Consider the following 18,855-nt stretch of genomic DNA (forward strand, 5'->3'; position numbering starts at 1 on the left):
GCCACCTGCATACAAAAGACTCCGTGAAAGGCACTCCGGCGAATTACTCGCTGGAGAGCAGATCCATGGTGTGCTTATCCATCATTTCCAGCGCACGGCCACCGCCGCGGGCTACGCAGGTCAGCGGGTCTTCGGCAACGATCACCGGCAGACCTGTTTCCTGAGCCAGCAATTTGTCCAGATCACGCAGCAATGCACCGCCACCGGTCAGGACCAGACCACGCTCGGCGATGTCCGAGGCCAGTTCCGGAGGCGACTGCTCCAGAGCGCTCTTGACCGCCTGAACGATGGTCGCCAATGACTCCTGAAGCGCTTCAAGCACTTCGTTGGAGTTCAGGGTGAACGCACGTGGCACGCCTTCAGCCAGGTTGCGGCCGCGAACGTCGACTTCACGCACTTCACCGCCCGGGTAGGCCGTACCGATTTCCTGCTTGATGCGCTCGGCGGTGGATTCGCCGATCAGGCTGCCGTAGTTACGACGCACATAGGTGATGATCGCTTCATCGAAACGGTCGCCGCCTACACGTACGGATTCGGCATACACCACACCGTTCAGGGAAATCAGCGCGATCTCGGTGGTGCCACCGCCGATGTCGACAACCATCGAACCGCGAGCTTCTTCCACCGGCAGACCGGCACCGATTGCAGCGGCCATTGGCTCTTCGATCAGGAATACTTCGCGTGCACCTGCACCCAGGGCAGATTCGCGAATGGCACGACGCTCAACCTGGGTGGATTTGCACGGAACGCAGATCAGCACACGAGGGCTGGGCTGCAGAAAGCTGTTTTCGTGGACCTTGTTGATGAAGTACTGCAACATTTTTTCGCAGACGCTGAAGTCGGCGATAACGCCGTCTTTCATTGGACGAATGGCTGCGATGTTGCCTGGAGTACGGCCCAGCATGCGCTTGGCTTCAGTACCGACGGCCACGACACTCTTTTGGTTGCCGTGAGTACGAATGGCAACGACAGAGGGTTCATTCAGAACGATACCGCGCTCACGCACGTAGATAAGGGTGTTGGCAGTGCCCAGGTCGATGGATAGATCACTGGAAAACATGCCACGCAGTTTCTTGAACATGGGAAAGGGACCCTAGGGAACGCGTGGTAAAAAAAGTGCGGCAAACTCTAACAACGACAGGGATTTTGGGCAAGGAGCCAATATGCTAAATTGGCGGTTTTCCGAACATGACCCTCGACGTTAGCGGCTTGAGACAGTAATAACGCGATAGTGTTCCGCAATTGGCAACAAAGCAAATCCATAAGCATTCCACTGGAGATACCCCATGGCGCTTGAACGCTCCGACGTGGAAAAGATCGCTCATCTGGCCCGACTGGGTCTCAATGACGCCGATATCCCGCGTACCACCGAAGCACTTAACAGCATTCTCGGGCTGGTCGATCAGATGCAAGCGGTCGACACCACTGGCATCGAACCTCTGGCCCACCCGCTGGAAGCCACCCAGCGCCTGCGCGAAGACGCCGTCACCGAGCGAAATCGTCGTGACACTTACCAAGCCATCGCACCAGCGGTCCAAGACGGCCTCTATCTGGTTCCGAAAGTCATCGAGTAAGGGAAAGCGCCTGCATGCATCAAATGACTCTGGCCGAGATCGCTCGCGGACTCGCCGAAAAAAAGTTTTCTTCTGAAGAGCTGACCCGCGTTCTGCTGTCGCGTATCGCGACGCTCGACCCGCAGCTCAACAGCTTCATCAGCCTCACCGAAGACCTGGCCATCACTCAGGCCCAGGCGGCAGACGCTCGGCGCGCCGCCGGTGAGAACGGCCCGCTGCTCGGTGCCCCGCTGGCGCACAAGGACCTGTTCTGCACCCAAGGCATCCGTACCAGTTGCGGCTCCCGGATGCTCGACAACTTCAAGGCGCCGTATGACGCCACGGTTGTGTCGAAACTGGCTTCGGCAGGCACGGTAACGCTGGGCAAGACCAACATGGACGAATTCGCCATGGGTTCGGCCAACGAATCCAGCCATTACGGCGCGGTGAAAAACCCGTGGAATCTGCAATGCGTGCCCGGAGGCTCGTCCGGTGGTTCGGCAGCGGCGGTTGCTGCACGCCTGCTGCCTGCCGCAACCGGCACCGACACCGGCGGCTCGATTCGCCAGCCTGCGGCACTGACCAACCTCACCGGCCTCAAGCCTACTTACGGTCGTGTGTCGCGCTGGGGAATGATTGCCTACGCTTCAAGCCTCGATCAGGCAGGGCCAATGGCGCGCACCGCCGAAGATTGCGCACTGCTGCTGCAAGGCATGGCCGGCTTCGACCCGCAGGACTCGACCAGCATCGACGAGCCGGTTCCGGACTACTCCGCCAGCCTCAATACCTCGCTCAAGGGCCTGCGTATTGGCGTACCGAAAGAGTATTTCAGCGCAGGCCTGGACCCGCGTATCGCGCAATTGGTGCATGAAAGCGTCAAGGAGCTGGAAAAACTCGGTGCGGTCGTCAAGGAAGTCAGCCTGCCAAACCTGCAACACGCAATCCCGGCCTACTACGTCATCGCGCCGGCTGAGGCCTCGTCCAACCTGTCGCGCTTCGACGGCGTGCGTTTCGGCTACCGCTGCGAAGACCCGAAAGACCTGACCGACCTTTACAAGCGTTCCCGCGCTGAAGGCTTTGGCCCGGAAGTCCAGCGCCGCATCATGGTGGGCGCCTATGCGCTGTCGGCGGGCTACTACGACGCTTATTACCTGCAAGCGCAGAAGATCCGTCGCCTGATCAAGAACGATTTCATGAGTGCATTTGCCGAAGTCGACGTAATCCTCGGCCCGACCACGCCCAACCCGGCCTGGAAAATCGGCGCGAAGACCAACGATCCGATTGCCGAATACCTGGAAGACTTCTACACCATCACCGCCAACCTGGCGGGCCTGCCCGGCTTGTCCATGCCCGCAGGCTTTGTCGATGGCCTGCCGGTCGGCGTGCAGTTGCTCGCTCCGTATTTCCAGGAAGGCCGTCTCTTGAATGTGGCGCATCAGTATCAGCAAGTCACCGACTGGCACACTCGCGCACCTGAAGGCTTCTGAGGAGAAACACATGCAATGGGAAGTCGTCATCGGGCTGGAGATTCATACCCAGCTTTCGACCCAATCAAAGATTTTTTCCGGTAGCGCCACCACGTTCGGCTCCGAGCCCAACACCCAGGCCAGCCTCGTCGATCTGGGCATGCCCGGCGTTCTGCCGGTGCTGAACAAGGAAGCCGTGCGCATGGCCGTCAAGTTCGGCCTGGCGGTGGATGCCGAAATCGGGCAGCACAACGTGTTTGCCCGCAAGAACTACTTCTACCCCGACCTGCCCAAGGGCTACCAGATCAGCCAGATGGAGCTGCCGATTGTCGGCAAGGGCCACCTGGACATCACTCTGGAAGACGGCACAGTCAAGCGCATCGGCATCACCCGTGCGCACCTTGAGGAAGATGCAGGCAAAAGCCTGCACGAAGACTTCCAGGGCATGACCGGTATCGACCTGAACCGTGCCGGCACGCCGCTGCTGGAAATCGTTTCCGAGCCGGACATGCGCAGTGCCAAGGAAGCCGTGGCCTATGTAAAAGCCATTCATGCGATTGTCCGTTATCTGGGCATCTGTGACGGCAACATGGCCGAAGGCTCGTTGCGTTGCGACTGCAACGTGTCGATTCGCCCGAAGGGCCAGGTCGAGTTCGGCACACGTTGCGAGATCAAGAACGTCAACTCGTTCCGCTTCATCGAGAAGGCGATCAACAGCGAGATCCAGCGCCAGATCGATCTGATCGAAGACGGTGGCAAGGTTATCCAGCAGACCCGCCTGTACGATCCGAACACCAACGAAACCCGCGCCATGCGCAGCAAGGAGGAAGCCAACGACTACCGTTACTTCCCCGACCCGGACCTGTTGCCGGTGATCATCGAGGATTCGTTCCTCGAAGAAACCCGCGCCACATTGCCGGAACTGCCGCCGCAGAAGCGCGAACGTTTCCAGAGCCAGTTCGGCCTGTCGACCTACGATGCCAGTGTGCTGGCCTCCAGCCGCGAGCAGGCCGACTACTTCGAGCAGGTGGTCAGCATCAGCGGTGACGCCAAGCTGGCCGCCAACTGGGTCATGGTCGAACTGGGCAGCCTGCTGAACAAACAGGGCCTGGAAATCGAACAGTCGCCGGTCAGTGCCGAGCAACTGGGTGGCATGCTCAAGCGCATCACCGACAACACCATTTCCGGCAAGATCGCGAAAATGGTTTTCGAGGCGATGGCCAATGGCGAAGGCAGTGCCGATGAAGTCATCGACAAGCGCGGCCTGAAGCAGGTAACCGACAGCGGTGCCATCGAATCGATGCTCGACGAGATGCTGGCTGCCAACGCGGAGCAGGTCGAACAATATCGCGCCGCTGATGAAGCCAAGCGCGGCAAGATGTTCGGTTTCTTCGTCGGTCAGGCAATGAAAGCCTCCAAAGGCAAGGCCAACCCGCAGCAGGTCAACGAGTTGCTGAAGGCCAAGCTGGAGGGCTGATCCTCGTCACTCTCGTTCCCATGCTATGCGATCAGCGTTATACACGAGTCTTGTGGGAGCGAGCTTGCTCGCGAATAGGCCGGTACAGCCTCTAGAGACAGGGCGTTTGGACCAAGGTCTTCGTGAGCAAGCTCACTCCCACAGAGATCTTTATTCACATCGCGATTGCGGTCAAAGACCCCGCTTTTTGGGCTCTTCATGACTTATGTATAACGCTAGCGCTCCGCGTGGGAATGCAGTTCTGGACGCTCTGCGTCCGCTGTTGCGTGCGCGCTGCGACACCGAGTTGCGACGCGGAGCGTCAGGAAATGCATGCCAGCATGGAGGATTGGCATGAGAGTCAACCACACCTACTCCGGCACTCAGGAACCCAACCCATGCGCCGCCTTATTTTTGCCTGCAGCCTGCTGACGTTACTGGCAGGCTGCGCCAATCACATCATCGACCCTCACGGTTATGACGAGACCGGCACAGCCGCTTATTACGGTGCCCGCCATCATGGCAATCGCACAGCCAGTGGCGAACCCTTCAATCAGAACGCCCTGACTGCCGCCCACAGGCAGTTACCATTCGGCACGCGCGTCAAGGTCACTAACCTGGACAACGACAGGTCAGTGGTCGTACGCATCAATGATCGCGGCCCTCACACGCGTGGTCGATTGATCGATGTCTCTCGCGAAGCAGCCGAACAACTGGGTATGCTGCGTAGCGGCACCGCGCCAGTGCGTGTTCAGGCCCTCGATTAGCCTTAATCCCGTTCAACACTAACAAGGACACTCGTATTCTCCAGCTATCGGCCCTGCCCGCCCCCGCGCTCATTCAAATGCTCAGCGGCCTGCTATTGCTGTTGATCGGGGCAGAACTTTCAGTGCGTGCGGCAGTGCATCTGGCGGCGATTTTCAAGGTCAGGCCATTGCTCATTGGCCTGACCGTGGTGGCGATGGGCACCAGCGCGCCGCAAATGGCGGTAAGCCTGCAAGCTGCGTTTGCCGATAACACCGACATCGCCGTAGGCAGCGTCATCGGTGGCAACATCTTCAATGTCCTGGTGATTCTTGGCCTATGCGCGCTGATCATCCCGTTACGCGTTGCCCGCCAGGTGCTGCACATCGATATTCCGCTGATGATCGGTGCCTGCCTGCTGGCCATCGGCCTGTCATGGAACGGCGAATTCAGCAAATTTGACGGTGCACTGCTGCTTGCAGGTTTGCTGGTCTGCCTGATTGTCATCATCCGCCAGGGCGGTCACACGCCGCGCCACGGCCATGCCGAAACAACAGAGAAACCACGCACCTTCACGCGCATCCTCATGCTTGCCGCAGGCTTGCTGCTGCTGACCGCTGGCGGGCACTTGCTGGTTGACGCGTCGGTCGTGATCGCCATCCATCTGGGGCTTTCCGAGCGCATTGTCGGCCTGACCATCATCGCCATCGGCACCTCATTGCCCGCCCTGATGACCTCGCTGATCGCGGCGTTTCGTGGCGAACGCGATATTGCAGTGGGGAATGTGATCGGCAGCAATCTGTTCAACCTGCTGGGGGTATTGGGAGTGACTGCACTGTTCGCCCCGGTGCCGCTGACGGTCTCGCCGAATGCAATGGTGTTCGACCTGCCGATCATGCTCGGTGTTTCGCTGCTTTGTGTGCCGCTGTTCTATTCCGGCTACCGGATAGACCGCATGGAAGGGGTGTTTCTGCTGTCGCTGTACCTGACGTACGGGCTGCATATTCTGGCGATCAGCACTGGAATGGCACTGGCCGAAAGGCTCGAGACAAAAATGCTTACTCTGGTTCTGCCTGTGCTCGGCGTTATTGTTGCCTGGGGCACGATCCGCGCATGGCGACGCCAGCACTGACCTCAATCCGCATCGATAAAGGGGAATGCCATGACAGACAAGACAATCAGCGAAGGCGAGCAGATCCGTCGTCAGGTAATGGGCGATGTCCACGTCGACCGTGCGCTGGGTAACGCAACCGAGTTCAGCCAGCCGCTGCAGGACTTCGTCAACGAACACGCCTGGGGCAGCGTCTGGATTCGTGAGGGTTTGCCGCTGAAAACCCGCAGCCTGATCACCCTGGCCACCCTCACCGCCCTCAAATGCCCGCAAGAGCTAAAGGGCCATGTTCGTGGAGCACTGAACAACGGTTGCACAGTTGAGGAAATTCGCGAGGCGCTGCTGCACTGCGCGGTCTATGCAGGGGTGCCAGCAGCCATCGACGCGTTCCGTGCAGCACAGGAAGTCATCGACAGCTACGTAAAGCCGGACTAGATCCAGCCGCCCCATTGCAGAATGAAAATTCCCACGTTGGTAGTGACCGCTGCGGCCAGCGTGGTGATGACGATGATCGCGGCGGCCAGTTCGTAGTTGCCGTTGGCGGTGCGCGCCATGATGTAGCTGGCAGCGGCCGTCGGGCTCGCGAAGTAAAGGAACAGAATGCCCAGTTCCGCGCCGCGAAAACCGACCAGCCAGGCGGCCAGCGTGCAGAGCAGCGGCAGCGTGATCATTTTCATGACGCTGGCACTGATCGCCAGACTGCCACTTTTACGCAGCGAGGCCAGCGACAGCGTGCCGCCGATGCAGATCAGCGCCAGCGGCAGGGTCATTTGCGCCAGATAACTGCCGGACGTCTCCAGCCACCTGGGCAGGCCTATGCTGAAGTAAGCGAAAGGCGATGCGATGATGACGCTGATGATCAACGGATTGGCCAGCACACTTTTGAACACGCTCCAGGGGTCGGACTTGATCACCGGGCTGTAAACCGCCAGCACAATTGTCGACAACGTGTTGTAGAAGACGATGACCAGCGCGGCCAGAATCGCCCCCAACGAAATGCCATAAGGGCCGTACATGCTCGCCGCCAGCGCCAGGCCGATTACCCCGTTGTTGCCACGGAACGCGCCCTGAACGTAAACGCCACGCTCTTCTTGCGGGCAGCGCCAGATCGCCCAGCCCCAGGCGAATGCGAAACTCAGCAGCGTCGCGACACTGAAAAAGATGAGCAGTCTGGGTTGCAGAGCCGCGCGCAAATCAGCGTTAATGATGCCCAGAAACAGCAGCGCAGGCATCGTGACGTTGAACACCAGCCCGGAAGCCGCGACGATAAATCCGTCGTTGATAGCACCGATGCGTTTGAGCAATACGCCCAGAAACAGCATGGCAAACACCGGGGCGGTGATGTTCAGGGTTTGGAGAAAAATAGCCAGCATGCAACACACCCGGTCCCGTCGTTAGGTAGCTCATGATAGGCCACACACGACAAGCATGTTGCAAGGAATTTCCGAAAGGCTTACCTGAACAACCCCGATTCTCTGTCAGACAATGCGGCTAACCTCCACGGTCGGCTGCAATTTGCGCTCGAACACTGAAACGCCGTCAAGATCGCGCAGGGCAACAGACATCTCGCCGGTCTGCCCGTCGATGTTCACTTCGCCAAAGAACTGATAACCCGCAAAAGGCGAAGTGTTCTGTGCAGGGGGCGCCTTCTGGAACACCAGTTCCGGACCGAACGTCTTGTCCAGTACATTGGGACCGAAGCTGCCCGCATTCAGCGGCCCGGCGACGAATTCCCAGAACGGGTCGAAGTCCTGAAACACGGCACGATCCGGCTGGTAATGATGCGCGGCGCAGTAATGGACATCGGCCGTCAGCCAGATACAGTCGCGAATCTTCTGCGCGCGCAGGTACGCCAGCAATTCGGCAACCTCCAGCTCGCGGCCAAGCGCCGGTCCGTCATTGCCGTTGGCGATGGCTTCCCAGCGCGCCACACCGGGGCTCACCTCGCCATCCGGTACGCCAAGGCCGATGGGCATGTCAGCAGCAATGACCTTCCATTGCGCGCGCGACGCATTGAGTTCGCGCTTGAGCCAGTCAAGTTGCTCACGACCAAGAAATGCGGTGGTCGGACCCGGTTTTTCGGCCAGATTGGCATCATTGCCGTCGCGGTAGCTGCGCATATCGAGGACAAAAACGTCGAGCATCGGACCGTAGGGAATCTTGCGATAAATGCGTCCGCCATTGTCGGCTTGCTGCAAGCGCAGCGGCGCGTACTCCAGATAAGCCTGGCGGGCACGCGAGGACAGCAGCTGGATATCCTTGACCTTGTAACGCTCATCAAGCTGCTTGCTGGGCGACCAGTTGTTGGTGACTTCGTGGTCATCCCATTGCCAGATCTGCGGCACTTCTGCGTTGAAGCGGCGCAGATTTTCATCCATCAGGTTATAGCGGTAATTGCCTCGGTACTCGTCGAGGGTCTCCGCCACCTTGCTTTTCGCCTCGGTGGTCAGGTTGCGCCAGATCCGCCCGCCTTCCGTGGTGATCTGCTCGGGCACTGGCCCGTCGGCGTAAATGGTGTCACCGCTGTGGATAAAAAAGTCCGGCAAGCGCAAGCGCATCGCCTCATAGATACGCATGCCACCAATGTCAGGGTTGATGCCGAAGCCCTGCCCCACCGTGTCGCCACTCCAGACGAAGCGGATGTCACGACGCTGTTGGGGCGTGCTGCGCAGATGGCCGAACCAGGGCTCGCTGGCGACACCGCTCTGGGCATCCTCGAACGAGACGCGGTAGAAAATCGCCTGATCGACCGGCAGCCCGCTCAACTCGACCCGCGCAGTGAAGTCGGTACGCGGATCGGCGAGCGCCGAGACCACGCGCCGTGGCTGGGTAAACATACTGCGTGTGTCCCATTCGACCACCATCCGCGAAGGCCGGTCGCTGCGGCTCCAGACCATAGCCTTGTCGCCGAGTACATCTCCGGACTGCACACCATCGACCATTTTCGGACGGTCCTGCACCGAAGCGATCACCGCAGGCGCAAGCCCCGGCAACAGCAAACCGGCCCCCACGGCCTGGATGACACGGCGACGCTTGAGATCGAACTGGCTCACGGTTATCCCCTCACTGACAGGCAAAAAAGTACCGTAACAGGGGAATGTTGGCGCTGTATGACAACACAGGGCCGGAATAACGCACCTGACGCTAAAAACCGTCAGCGCCCGCTAGCTGTTAAACTCCCGCGCCTTATTCCAGCCCGAGGCGCTTAGCATGTCTTCCTTGAATCAGGCGCTCAGCGTCGCCCTCGATAATCGTCAATCGTTGCTGGGCGAACTGCATCAGCAGGGCACGGACTGCTATCGGCTGTTTCACGGCAGTCAGGAAGGCGCCAGCGGGCTGACCATCGACCGCTACGGCCCGCAGTTGCTGGTACAAAGCTTCCACACCCGCCTGGATCGCGATGCATTGCTTGCGCTGCACGAGCAAGTCAACACACGACTGGGCCTGGAAACGCTGCTGGTCTATAACGATCGCTCGCAAGGCAACTCACGCGTGGATCGCCAGGATACGGTCTACAAGGCTGACGAAGCGGCGCTGGCCGACCATATCGGGCATGAGTGGGGGCTCAACTATCGGGTCCGCGGCCGACATGCGGGCCAAGACCCGTTGGTGTTTCTGGACCTGCGCAACACGCGTGGCTGGGTCAAACAGCACAGCGCCGGCAAAAGCGTGCTGAACCTGTTCGCCTATACCTGCGGCGTCGGTCTCAGCGCTGCGGCCGGTGGCGCGAGCGAGGTGTGCAATCTGGACTTCGCCGAGGGTAATCTGGCCGTGGGTCGAGAGAATGGTGCGCTTAACCCGCAACTGCCACCCATGCAGTTCATCCAGTCGGATTATTTTCCGGCAATCCGCCAACTGGCGGGGCTGCCGATTGCAGCGCGGCGTAGCCAACAACTGCCCAGCTACATGAAGCTGCAACAGCGCCAGTATGATCTGGTCCTGCTTGACCCACCTGCCTGGGCCAAAAGTGCGTTCGGCACCGTTGACCTGTTGCGCGACTATCAAAGCCTGCTCAAGCCGGCGCTGTTGACGACGGCAGACGGCGGCGTGCTGATCTGCTGCAACAACCTTGCGAAGGTCAGCATGCAGGACTGGCGTGAGCAGGTATTACGCTGTGCCACCAAGGCTGGACGCCCGGTACGCGACTGCCAGGAGATGCTTCCTGCCAAGGACTTCCCGTCTCTGGATAATCAGCCACCCCTGAAAACGCTGATCCTGCAACTCTGATCCGGCGGCTGGTATCGCAAAGCACTATCGGAAAGTTCCTACGAGCGGCGACGGCAGTGCCTTGGGAACCGAACAGGCATGCCATACTCCAAGGGCTTCCAAAAGAGAGAGACGCCGCTGCCCATGTCCAGAGGATTGAAACGCACACTTGGCTCCTTGCTGACTGTGATCGTGCTCTACAGCTTGCTGGGGTTCTTCATTCTTCCCGGTGTCGCTCTGCGGATCACCAATCAGCAATTGGCCAATTACGCCACCGTGCCGGCGAAGCTTGAACGCCTGGAATTCAATCCCTACACGCTGGAGCTGACGCTCTGGGACCTGAACATCGGCACGCCGGGCAAGGAACAGGTCGCGTTTGAAAAGCTTTATGCCAACCTGCAAATCAACAGCCTGTGGACACGGGCCCTGCACCTGCAACGCATCGAGCTGATCAAACCCAAGACCGAGCTGTTGTTCGAAAAGCAAGGCAAGCTCAATCTGGCGCAACTGTTCAAGCTGCCAGCCAGCGAACCTGCCAAGGACGAACCACCCGGCAAGCCGTTCCCGCTGCGTATCGACGAAATAAAACTGGCCGATGGCTATGTTCACTTTCAGGATATGCGCCCAAGCCAGCCCATCGAATTTCTCTACGACACACTCAATTTCGAACTCAAGAACCTCAGCACATTACCCGAAGACAATGCCGACATGACGCTGGTCGCGGCAGGTCCGGATGGCGGGCAGATCGACTGGGTCGGGCGTATCAGCCTGATACCGATCACCTCGGAAGGGACGCTGAAAGTCACCGACAGCAAGATGAAGCTGTGGTGGCCTTATGTGCGTGATGCGTTGCCGCTGGCGCTTGAGGACGGCGTGCTGAATTTCAGCACGGCCTACACACTCAATCTGGCCAAGGAAACCGAGCTGAAATTGACCAATGTGTCGGCCAGTGTCGCGCCCTTCGCGTTGAACACGCCAGACGGTCGCCCTCTGGTACGCCTGCAACGCCTAGACGTGAGCGAAACATCAGTCGATCTGGCAAAGCAGCTGGTGACCGTAGGCAAGATCCGCAGCCAGAAACTGGAAACCTGGGCAGCGCGCGAAGCCGACGGGCAACTGGACTGGCAGAAACTATTCGCCAGCCAGCCGGGCAAGCCAGCGGCACCGCAAACACCGGCCGTGGACGACAAGGCGGCTGAACCGGCACCCGCCATCGACGCCTCTGCCAAAGCCAGCGCCAAGCCCGCCACGCAAAGCACGCCATGGCAGGTGCTGCTGCGAGATGTGCAGCTGCGCAATTACATGGTCCACCTGGCAGATCGCGTACCTCAAGAGCCTGTTGCTCTGGATGTTGGCCCGCTGAATCTGGACATCCAGAATTTCGACAGCCTTAACAAATCCCCCTTCACGCTTAAGCTTGATACCGGGCTGGGCAAACAGGGCAACCTCACTGCAGCCGGCGATGTGAACCTCAACCCAGTCAGTGCACAACTTAACGTAACTACCCGCGACATAGACCTGCGCCTCGCCCAGGCCTACATCAGCCCGTTCATTCGTCTGGAAATGCGCAGCGGCATGCTGGGCAGCGATCTGGCGGTCAACCTGAAAAGCACCGAACCGCTGGCGTTCAGCGTTACCGGCAAAGCGCAGGTCAATCAGCTTCACACACTCGACACGCTCAAACAGCGCGACTTCCTGAAGTGGCAGCAACTGCAACTCGAAGGGCTGGACTACCAGCACGGCACGGGCCTTTCGATTGCCAAAGTCAACATGGATCAGCCTTACGCACGCTTCATGATCAATGAAGACCGGACCACCAATGTCGACGATCTGCTGATTCCGCAGCCTGATGACAAGACCGCATCGCAGGCAAAAACAGCCAGAACACAGCCCAAGGCCAAGGCAGATAACCCTCTGGCGATCTACGTCGGCGAAGTGAATATCAAGGATGGCTCGGCAAACTTTGCCGACATGACCCTGACCCCCAACTTTGCCACCGCCGTGCAACAGCTCAATGGTCGTATCGGCACCATCGACAACCGCAAGGCGACACCCGCACCCGTGGACATCCAGGGCAAGGTCGATCGATACGCGCCTGTGACCATCAAAGGCAGCCTCAACCCGTTCGACCCGATGGCCAGCCTGGATATCACCACCAGCTTCAAGCGTGTCGAGCTGACCAACCTGACTCCCTACTCCGGAAAGTTCGCCGGTTTCAGGATCCGCAAGGGCAGGCTCAATCTCGACCTGCACTACTTGATCACCAAAGGTCAGCTCAAGGCTCAGAACAAGGTGCTGGTGGAGCAGTTGCAACTGGGTGAACGGGTCGACAGCCCGGATGCGCTGGACCTGCCTATCCGTCTGGCGGTCGCGCTGCTCAAGGATACGCAGGGACGAATTTCCCTGGAGCTGCCGATCGAGGGCGATCTGAACAACCCGCAGTTCAGCGTGATGCCAATTGTCTGGCAAACCCTGCGCAATCTTGTGCTGCGTGCTGCGCAGGCTCCGTTCAAGATGCTCGGCGGGCTGGTCGCCGGTGGAAGCTCCGAGGAGCTCGGCAGCGTGAGTTTTGCGCCGGGCTCCAGTGATTTGTCGGCTGAGGCGCAAAGCGCCCTGGACAAGCTCTCGGTGGCGCTCAAGGAGCGCCCGGACCTGAAGCTGGAGATCGAAGGCACTAGCGCTGCCAGCAGTGACGGTCCTCTGATCGCCCAACAGCGGCTGGAGCGGGAATACCAGTACACCTATTACAAGATCCTCCAGCGACGCGGCGACAAGGTTCCGGCCAGGGCCGGGTTGATACAGGTCCCGGAAGATGAAAAAGCTCCTATGCTTGAAGGTATCTACCGCACACGCCTGAAACAGCAACCGCCTGCCGAATGGGCAAACCTGGGCAAGGAACAACGTGCAAACCATATGCGTGCCGCCGTGCTCAAGTTCTGGAGCAGCAATGAGGTATTGCTGCGTGAGCTGGGCCAAGGCAGAGCCAGCAGCATCAAGGACTACCTGGTAGACAAGGGCAAGCTGGAAGACGCTCGTGTGTACTTCGTCGATGCCCGCCTGGGTCAGGCCCAGCCAGATGGTAAAGTCATCAGCCCCCTCCACCTCGACAGTGAATGAAGCCTTGGCACGTACCCGAATCAAACTGCTGATCAACCTGACCCTTGCCGCTATGGCCGGGTCAGTTGCTGCCTCTTCATATGCCACGTCAACGCTGCGCTGCGGCAACCAGCTGGTCAGCACGGGGGACCGGGCATTCGAAGTGCAGCAGAAATGCGGAGAGCCCATAAGCCAGGAAGTGCTGGGCACTCAGGAGACCTTCAATAGTAACTACCGAAGGTCCGAAGCCGTAAGAATTGAGGAATGGATCTACGGACCTGATAACGGCATGTATCAGTATCTGCGCTTCGAAGGGGGTCGCCTGGTGAGGATTGAAAGCAAGCGTCGCACCTGACTCTCCCAAGCGTCCGTTTGTCACCGTCATAGAAAAGGCCCCGACTCTTCAGTCGGGGCCTTTAATGGCTACATCCTTGTAGCCTCGCATGAACTTTCCATCAATCAATGACTGCGGCTGTTCATGAGCAGTATTCGATTACTCGGCTTTCAGGCCAGCAGCCGATACGTCTTTAACACCTTTGATTTTCTTGGTGATAGCGACGGCGATTTTCTTCTGAGCATCAGTTACAGCTACGGTGGAAGAAAGGGAAACCACGCCTTTGTTGGTCTCAACCTTGATGTCCGAACCTGGGATGCCTTTCTCGGTCAGCAGGTCAGCTTTGACTTTGGTGGTGATCCAAGTGTCAGAAGTATCTTCTTTGACTTCTTGAGTAGTGGTGTTGGCTGCCAGAACCATTGGCGCTTGGGCCGAGGTCTGTGCGAAAGCAGCGTTGGCCATGGTCAGAGTCAGGGCAGTAGCGGTAGCAGCGGCAATAGCGAACTTCTTCATACGATAACTCCTGTTTTTCTCGAAATCTGCACCAGCGTGTGGTGGCAGGGTTAACAGGTATATCGCAAGCGGTGTGCCAAAAACGAAAAACACTAAAAACCTTTTAAAATCATAAGGTTGTGTTTTTTTGTTTTCCACCAGGTCGTGCAGTTTGCCCGTTCGTCACTAATCGGGCTTGCAAGATGCATGTTTGCACCGAGCAGTTTGCATGCCCCGTTTGTAACCCTCTAATTGCGCTCATAAAAAAAGGACTCCGAAGAGTCCTTTTTCACACGCCGCTCAGATCAATCAGACGCCCGACGCTTTCGCTGCCGCTACGTCTTTGATCGACAGCTTGATACGACCGCGGTTGTCCACGTCCAGTACCAGCACTTCGACTTCCTGACCTTCCTTGAGGATATCGGTCACTTTCTCTACGCGAGCATCGCTCAGCATCGAGATGTGAACCAGACCGTCCTTGCCCGGCAGGATGTTGACGAATGCGCCGAAATCGACGATGCGCTCAACCTTACCGACGTAGATCTTGCCGATCTCGGCTTCTGCGGTAATGCCCAGAACGCGCTGACGTGCTGCCTCAGCCGCTTCCTTGGACTCGCCGAAGATCTTGATCGAGCCGTCGTCTTCGATGTCGATCGAAGCCTTGGTCTCTTCGCAGATAGCACGGATGGTTGCGCCACCCTTGCCGATCACGTCACGGATCTTGTCGGTGTCGATCTTCATCGCGATCATGGTCGGAGCGTTGGCCGACAGCTCGTTACGCGACTGACCGATGATCTGGTTCATCTGACCGAGGATGTTCAGGCGAGCTTCCAGGGCCTGACCCAGGGCGATCTCCATGATTTCTTCGGTGATGCCTTTGATCTTGATGTCCATCTGCAGCGCGGTAACACCTTTGGAGGTACCTGCTACCTTGAAGTCCATGTCGCCCAGGTGATCTTCGTCACCCAGGATGTCGGTCAGAATGGCGAACTTCTCGCCTTCCTTGACCAGACCCATGGCGATACCGGCAACCGGTGCCTTCATCGGAACACCAGCGTCCATCAGTGCCAGGGAAGCGCCGCAGACCGAAGCCATGGAGCTGGAACCGTTGGACTCGGTGATTTCCGACACGACACGGATGGTGTACGGGAACACGTCGGCGCCTGGCAGCATGGCCTGAACGCTGCGACGGGCCAGACGGCCGTGACCGATTTCACGACGGCCCGCGCCGCCCATGCGACCACACTCGCCCACCGAGAACGGAGGGAAGTTGTAGTGCAGCATGAAGGGGTCTTTTTTCTCGCCTTCAAGGGTGTCGAGCAGCTGTGCGTCACGCGCGGTACCCAGCGTTGCAACAACCAGCGCCTGAGTTTCGCCACGGGTAAACAGTGCCGAACCGTGAGTCTTCGGCAGAACGCCGACTTCGATATTCAGAGGGCGAACCGTGCGGGTATCGCGACCATCGATACGCGGCTTGCCGTTGACGATGTTTTCGCGAACGGTGCGGTATTCGATTTCACCGAAAGCAGCTTTGACTTCGCTGGCAGACGGGCTGCCTTCTTCAACAGCCAGCTTGGCAACGACCTGATCTTTCAGCTCGCCCAGACGCGCATAGCGGTCGGCTTTGACAGTGATGGTGTAAGCCTGGGAGATCGCGTCGCCGAACTCGGCACGGATAGCACCCAGCAGTGCGGTGGCTTCAGGCTTTGGCTGCCAGTCCCAAACAGGCTTGGCGGCTTCTGCAGCCAGTTCCTTGATGGCGTTGATCACCACCTGGAATTCGTCATGGGCGAACAGCACAGCGCCCAGCATCTGGTCTTCGGTCAGCTCTTTGGCTTCGGATTCAACCATCAGAACGGCTTCGGAAGTACCGGCTACGACCATGTCCAGGCTCGAAGCCTGCAGTTGCTCGTAAGTCGGGTTCAGCAGGTAGCCGGTGCTTTCGTGGAAAGCAACGCGCGCAGCACCGACCGGACCGTCGAACGGAATACCGGAGATGGCCAGTGCAGCCGAAGTACCGATCATCGCAGCGATGTCCGGATCGATTTTCTTGCTGGTGGAGACGACGGTGCAGACAACCTGCACTTCGTTCATGAAGCCTTCTGGAAACAACGGGCGGATCGGACGGTCGATCAGGCGCGAGGTCAGGGTTTCTTTCTCGGAAGGACGGCCTTCACGTTTGAAGAAACCACCAGGAATCTTGCCGGCAGCGTAGGTTTTTTCCTGATAGTGCACGGACAGAGGGAAGAAGCCTTTGCCAGCGTCAGCCTGTTTGGCGCCGACCACAGTCACGAGTACGCTGACGTCGTCGTCAACGGTGACCAATACTGCGCCAGAGGCTTGACGGGCGATACGGCCTGTCTCGAGGGTTACGGTCGATTGACCGAACTGAAACTTTTTGATTACCGGGTTCACGGTTTCCTACCTTTCTTTGTGGCTCTTGGGGAACTGGTTTCTTGCGAATTCTTGGGCAGCGTGGGGAATCGGCCCCTTCCACAGTCCAGATAAAACTTGAGGCTGGGAGCCTGCCAGAACCACCGGGAAAACCCGACGGATCGTGACAGACAACCAACCTCTAGCAACGTCGTTATTAGCGACGCAGACCCAGACGACCGATCAGGGCGCTGTAACGGCTAACGTCCTTACCTTTCAGGTAATCCAGCAGCTTGCGACGCTGGTTTACCATACGGATCAGACCACGACGCGAGTGGTGGTCCTTACCGTTGGCCTTGAAGTGGCCTTGCAGTTTGTTGATGTTGGCGGTCAGCAGTGCAACTTGCACTTCTGGCGAACCAGTATCACCAACAGCTTGCTGGTAGTCGGTTACGATCTGAGCTTTTTCTTCAACGCTGAGTGCCATGTGGGCAATCCTTTTGTTCAAGGAAGCGCTTCCGGAGAAACGTTTCCAACAGGCCGAGGACAGATCCTCGTATTAAAAAAGGAGGTATGACCGTGCCTGTTGACAGCCATCCTCGTTCCACCCCGCTCGCAGGCTAGCCTGCGGACGGACTGGTTCCGGTCACTCTGACCGAATCAATCGACGCGGCGCAATACGCCCGTCTTCGCCGACTTCACCGATACCGATGAAGCGACCTTCGTGATCCTGCACACGAACCATACCGAATTTCGGTGCGTCCGGCGCGCGTACTGGCTGCCCGTGCAACCAGTAAAACGAACTGTGCTCCGAAAACTTCAGCAGCGGCCAGTCCAGCAGACCGCTGTCCGATGGCATCAGGAAGCGGTCAACCGCCTCATTGCCGCCGTCGGCATGCACTTGCTCCAGCTCTTCCAGCGTAACCGTCTGAGCCAGCGTGAAAGGCCCCGCCTGGGTACGACGCAGCTCTGCGACGTAAGCACCACAACCGAGCTTTTCACCAATATCCTCGACCAGCGTACGGATATAGGTGCCTTTGCTGCAATCGACGGACAGACGTGCTGTGTCGCCTTCGCAAGCAAGTAATTCCAGGCGCGCAATAGTAACAGAACGGGGCTCGCGCTCCACTACTTCCCCTGCACGTGCCAGCTTGTAAAGTGGCTGGCCATCACGCTTGAGGGCCGAGTACATGGGAGGTATCTGGCTGATTTGCCCACGAAAATGCGGCAACACCGCTTCAATATCGTCGCGACCAACGGTCACCGGACGCGTGAGCAAAACCTCGCCTTCAGAGTCGGCGGTCGTGGTGGTCTTGCCCAACTGCGCCAGAGTCTCGTAGGACTTGTCCGAATCGAGCAGGTACTGGGAAAACTTGGTCGCTTCGCCAAAGCACAACGGCAAAACACCCGTTGCCAGAGGATCAAGACTGCCCGTATGCCCGGCTTTCTCGGCATTGAGCAGCCAGCGAACCTTTTGCAAAGCGGCGTTGGAAGTGAAACCCAGTGGCTTGTCGAGCAGGATGATCCCGCTGACGTTGCGGCGTATACGCTTGACCTGAGCCACTCTTTATTCCTCGGTACTTTCAGGCTTTGCATCTGGCGATGCCGAGCCTTCCTGATGCTGACCGTCCTGTGCCACTGCACGCTCGATCAGTGCCGAGAGATGCGCACCACGCACGACGCTTTCGTCGTAGTGGAAATGCAGTTGAGGCACGCTGCGCAGCTTCATTTCGCGTGCCAGCTGCATGCGCAGGAAGCCTGCGGCAGAGTTGAGCACCTTGATGGTCTGTGCGATCTCTTCCGCGCTGTCCTGGCCCATGACGGTCATGAAAATCTTCGCATGACCCACGTCACGGCTGACGTCTACGGCGGTGATAGTGACCAGACCCACGCGTGGGTCCTTGATTTCGCGACGGATCAGTTGCGCCAGTTCGCGCTGCATCTGATCGCCAATGCGTTGGGTACGGCTGTATTCTTTTGCCATGCTTGTTACCTGTTACTGATCCGGGACCAAACCCTGACAG

At 58.5% G+C, this 18,855-nt stretch carries 17 protein-coding genes; 9 read left to right on the forward strand and 8 right to left on the reverse strand.

Annotated features, from left to right (window positions below; all coding sequences use genetic code 11):
• Nucleotides 1-43: 43 nt before the first annotated feature.
• Nucleotides 44-1,081 (reverse strand): rod shape-determining protein MreB, encoded by a 1,038-nt coding sequence (gene mreB, locus FFH21_RS22255; protein ID WP_002555108.1) that lies wholly within the window; start codon nt 1,079-1,081, stop codon nt 44-46.
• A 205-nt stretch (nt 1,082-1,286) separates the two neighbouring features.
• Here mreB and gatC point away from each other — a divergent pair, with 205 nt between their 5' ends.
• From gatC to FFH21_RS22285, 6 genes are all read left to right on the forward strand, one after another.
• Nucleotides 1,287-1,574 carry an Asp-tRNA(Asn)/Glu-tRNA(Gln) amidotransferase subunit GatC gene (gene gatC, locus FFH21_RS22260; RefSeq protein WP_002555109.1) on the forward strand — a complete coding sequence of 96 codons (288 nt, stop codon included), beginning with the start codon at nt 1,287-1,289 and terminating at the stop codon, nt 1,572-1,574.
• 14 nt (nt 1,575-1,588) lie between these two features.
• Entirely contained in the window at nt 1,589-3,040 is a 1,452-nt protein-coding gene (gatA, locus tag FFH21_RS22265; protein WP_004666201.1) for an Asp-tRNA(Asn)/Glu-tRNA(Gln) amidotransferase subunit GatA, read from the forward strand.
• A gap of 10 nt (nt 3,041-3,050) precedes the next feature.
• Complete coding sequence (gatB, locus tag FFH21_RS22270) at nt 3,051-4,496, forward strand: Asp-tRNA(Asn)/Glu-tRNA(Gln) amidotransferase subunit GatB (RefSeq protein WP_002555110.1); 1,446 nt, start codon at nt 3,051-3,053, stop codon at nt 4,494-4,496.
• Nucleotides 4,497-4,873: 377 nt separating this feature from the next.
• Entirely contained in the window at nt 4,874-5,242 is a 369-nt protein-coding gene (locus FFH21_RS22275; RefSeq protein WP_002555111.1) for a septal ring lytic transglycosylase RlpA family protein, read from the forward strand.
• A 77-nt stretch (nt 5,243-5,319) separates the two neighbouring features.
• Entirely contained in the window at nt 5,320-6,351 is a 1,032-nt protein-coding gene (locus FFH21_RS22280) for a calcium/sodium antiporter (protein WP_004656631.1), read from the forward strand.
• 30 nt (nt 6,352-6,381) lie between these two features.
• Entirely contained in the window at nt 6,382-6,765 is a 384-nt protein-coding gene (locus FFH21_RS22285) for a carboxymuconolactone decarboxylase family protein (protein WP_004656633.1), read from the forward strand.
• Here FFH21_RS22285 and FFH21_RS22290 read toward each other — a convergent pair.
• Together FFH21_RS22290 and FFH21_RS22295 are read right to left on the reverse strand one after the other, a co-directional pair.
• Entirely contained in the window at nt 6,762-7,703 is a 942-nt protein-coding gene (locus FFH21_RS22290) for an AEC family transporter (RefSeq protein ID WP_011169444.1), read from the reverse strand. The two genes, FFH21_RS22285 and FFH21_RS22290, sit on opposite strands and share 4 nt — an antisense overlap.
• Nucleotides 7,704-7,808: 105 nt before the next feature.
• The gene (locus FFH21_RS22295; RefSeq protein WP_011169445.1) at nt 7,809-9,383 is read right to left on the reverse strand and encodes an alkaline phosphatase; all 1,575 of its coding nucleotides are present in this window, start codon (nt 9,381-9,383) and stop codon (nt 7,809-7,811) included.
• Nucleotides 9,384-9,540: 157 nt separating this feature from the next.
• Between FFH21_RS22295 and FFH21_RS22300 the strand changes: the two genes are divergently transcribed.
• The 3 genes from FFH21_RS22300 (at nt 9,541) to FFH21_RS22310 (ending at nt 13,987) form a co-directional block, all read left to right on the forward strand.
• The gene (locus tag FFH21_RS22300; protein ID WP_011169446.1) at nt 9,541-10,557 is read left to right on the forward strand and encodes a class I SAM-dependent rRNA methyltransferase; all 1,017 of its coding nucleotides are present in this window, start codon (nt 9,541-9,543) and stop codon (nt 10,555-10,557) included.
• Between the two features lie 123 nt (nt 10,558-10,680).
• A complete protein-coding gene (locus FFH21_RS22305; protein ID WP_041924627.1) occupies nt 10,681-13,653 on the forward strand; it encodes a DUF748 domain-containing protein in 2,973 nt (990 codons plus the stop codon).
• On the forward strand, nt 13,613-13,987 hold the full coding sequence (locus tag FFH21_RS22310; RefSeq protein WP_050543846.1) for a DUF2845 domain-containing protein: 375 nt from the start codon (nt 13,613-13,615) through the stop codon (nt 13,985-13,987). The genes FFH21_RS22305 and FFH21_RS22310 overlap by 41 nt, the downstream gene beginning before the upstream one ends.
• Nucleotides 13,988-14,125: 138 nt before the next feature.
• On the opposite strand, the gene FFH21_RS22315 is transcribed toward FFH21_RS22310, so the two are convergent.
• From FFH21_RS22315 to rbfA, 5 genes are all read right to left on the reverse strand, one after another.
• The gene (locus FFH21_RS22315; protein WP_004656644.1) at nt 14,126-14,479 is read right to left on the reverse strand and encodes a BON domain-containing protein; all 354 of its coding nucleotides are present in this window, start codon (nt 14,477-14,479) and stop codon (nt 14,126-14,128) included.
• 288 nt (nt 14,480-14,767) lie between these two features.
• Complete coding sequence (gene pnp, locus FFH21_RS22320) at nt 14,768-16,873, reverse strand: polyribonucleotide nucleotidyltransferase (RefSeq protein ID WP_005733040.1); 2,106 nt, start codon at nt 16,871-16,873, stop codon at nt 14,768-14,770.
• Nucleotides 16,874-17,048: 175 nt separating this feature from the next.
• Nucleotides 17,049-17,318, reverse strand: a complete 270-nt coding sequence (rpsO, locus tag FFH21_RS22330) for a 30S ribosomal protein S15 (RefSeq protein WP_002555121.1) — start codon at nt 17,316-17,318, stop codon at nt 17,049-17,051.
• Between the two features lie 159 nt (nt 17,319-17,477).
• Entirely contained in the window at nt 17,478-18,395 is a 918-nt protein-coding gene (gene truB, locus FFH21_RS22335; protein WP_004656648.1) for a tRNA pseudouridine(55) synthase TruB, read from the reverse strand.
• A gap of 3 nt (nt 18,396-18,398) precedes the next feature.
• Nucleotides 18,399-18,815 carry a 30S ribosome-binding factor RbfA gene (gene rbfA, locus FFH21_RS22340; RefSeq protein ID WP_002555123.1) on the reverse strand — a complete coding sequence of 139 codons (417 nt, stop codon included), beginning with the start codon at nt 18,813-18,815 and terminating at the stop codon, nt 18,399-18,401.
• Nucleotides 18,816-18,855 lie beyond the last annotated feature (40 nt).

Origin of the sequence: Pseudomonas sp. KBS0707, assembly GCF_005937945.2 — a bacterium.
Classification (GTDB): domain Bacteria; phylum Pseudomonadota; class Gammaproteobacteria; order Pseudomonadales; family Pseudomonadaceae; genus Aquipseudomonas; species Aquipseudomonas amygdali.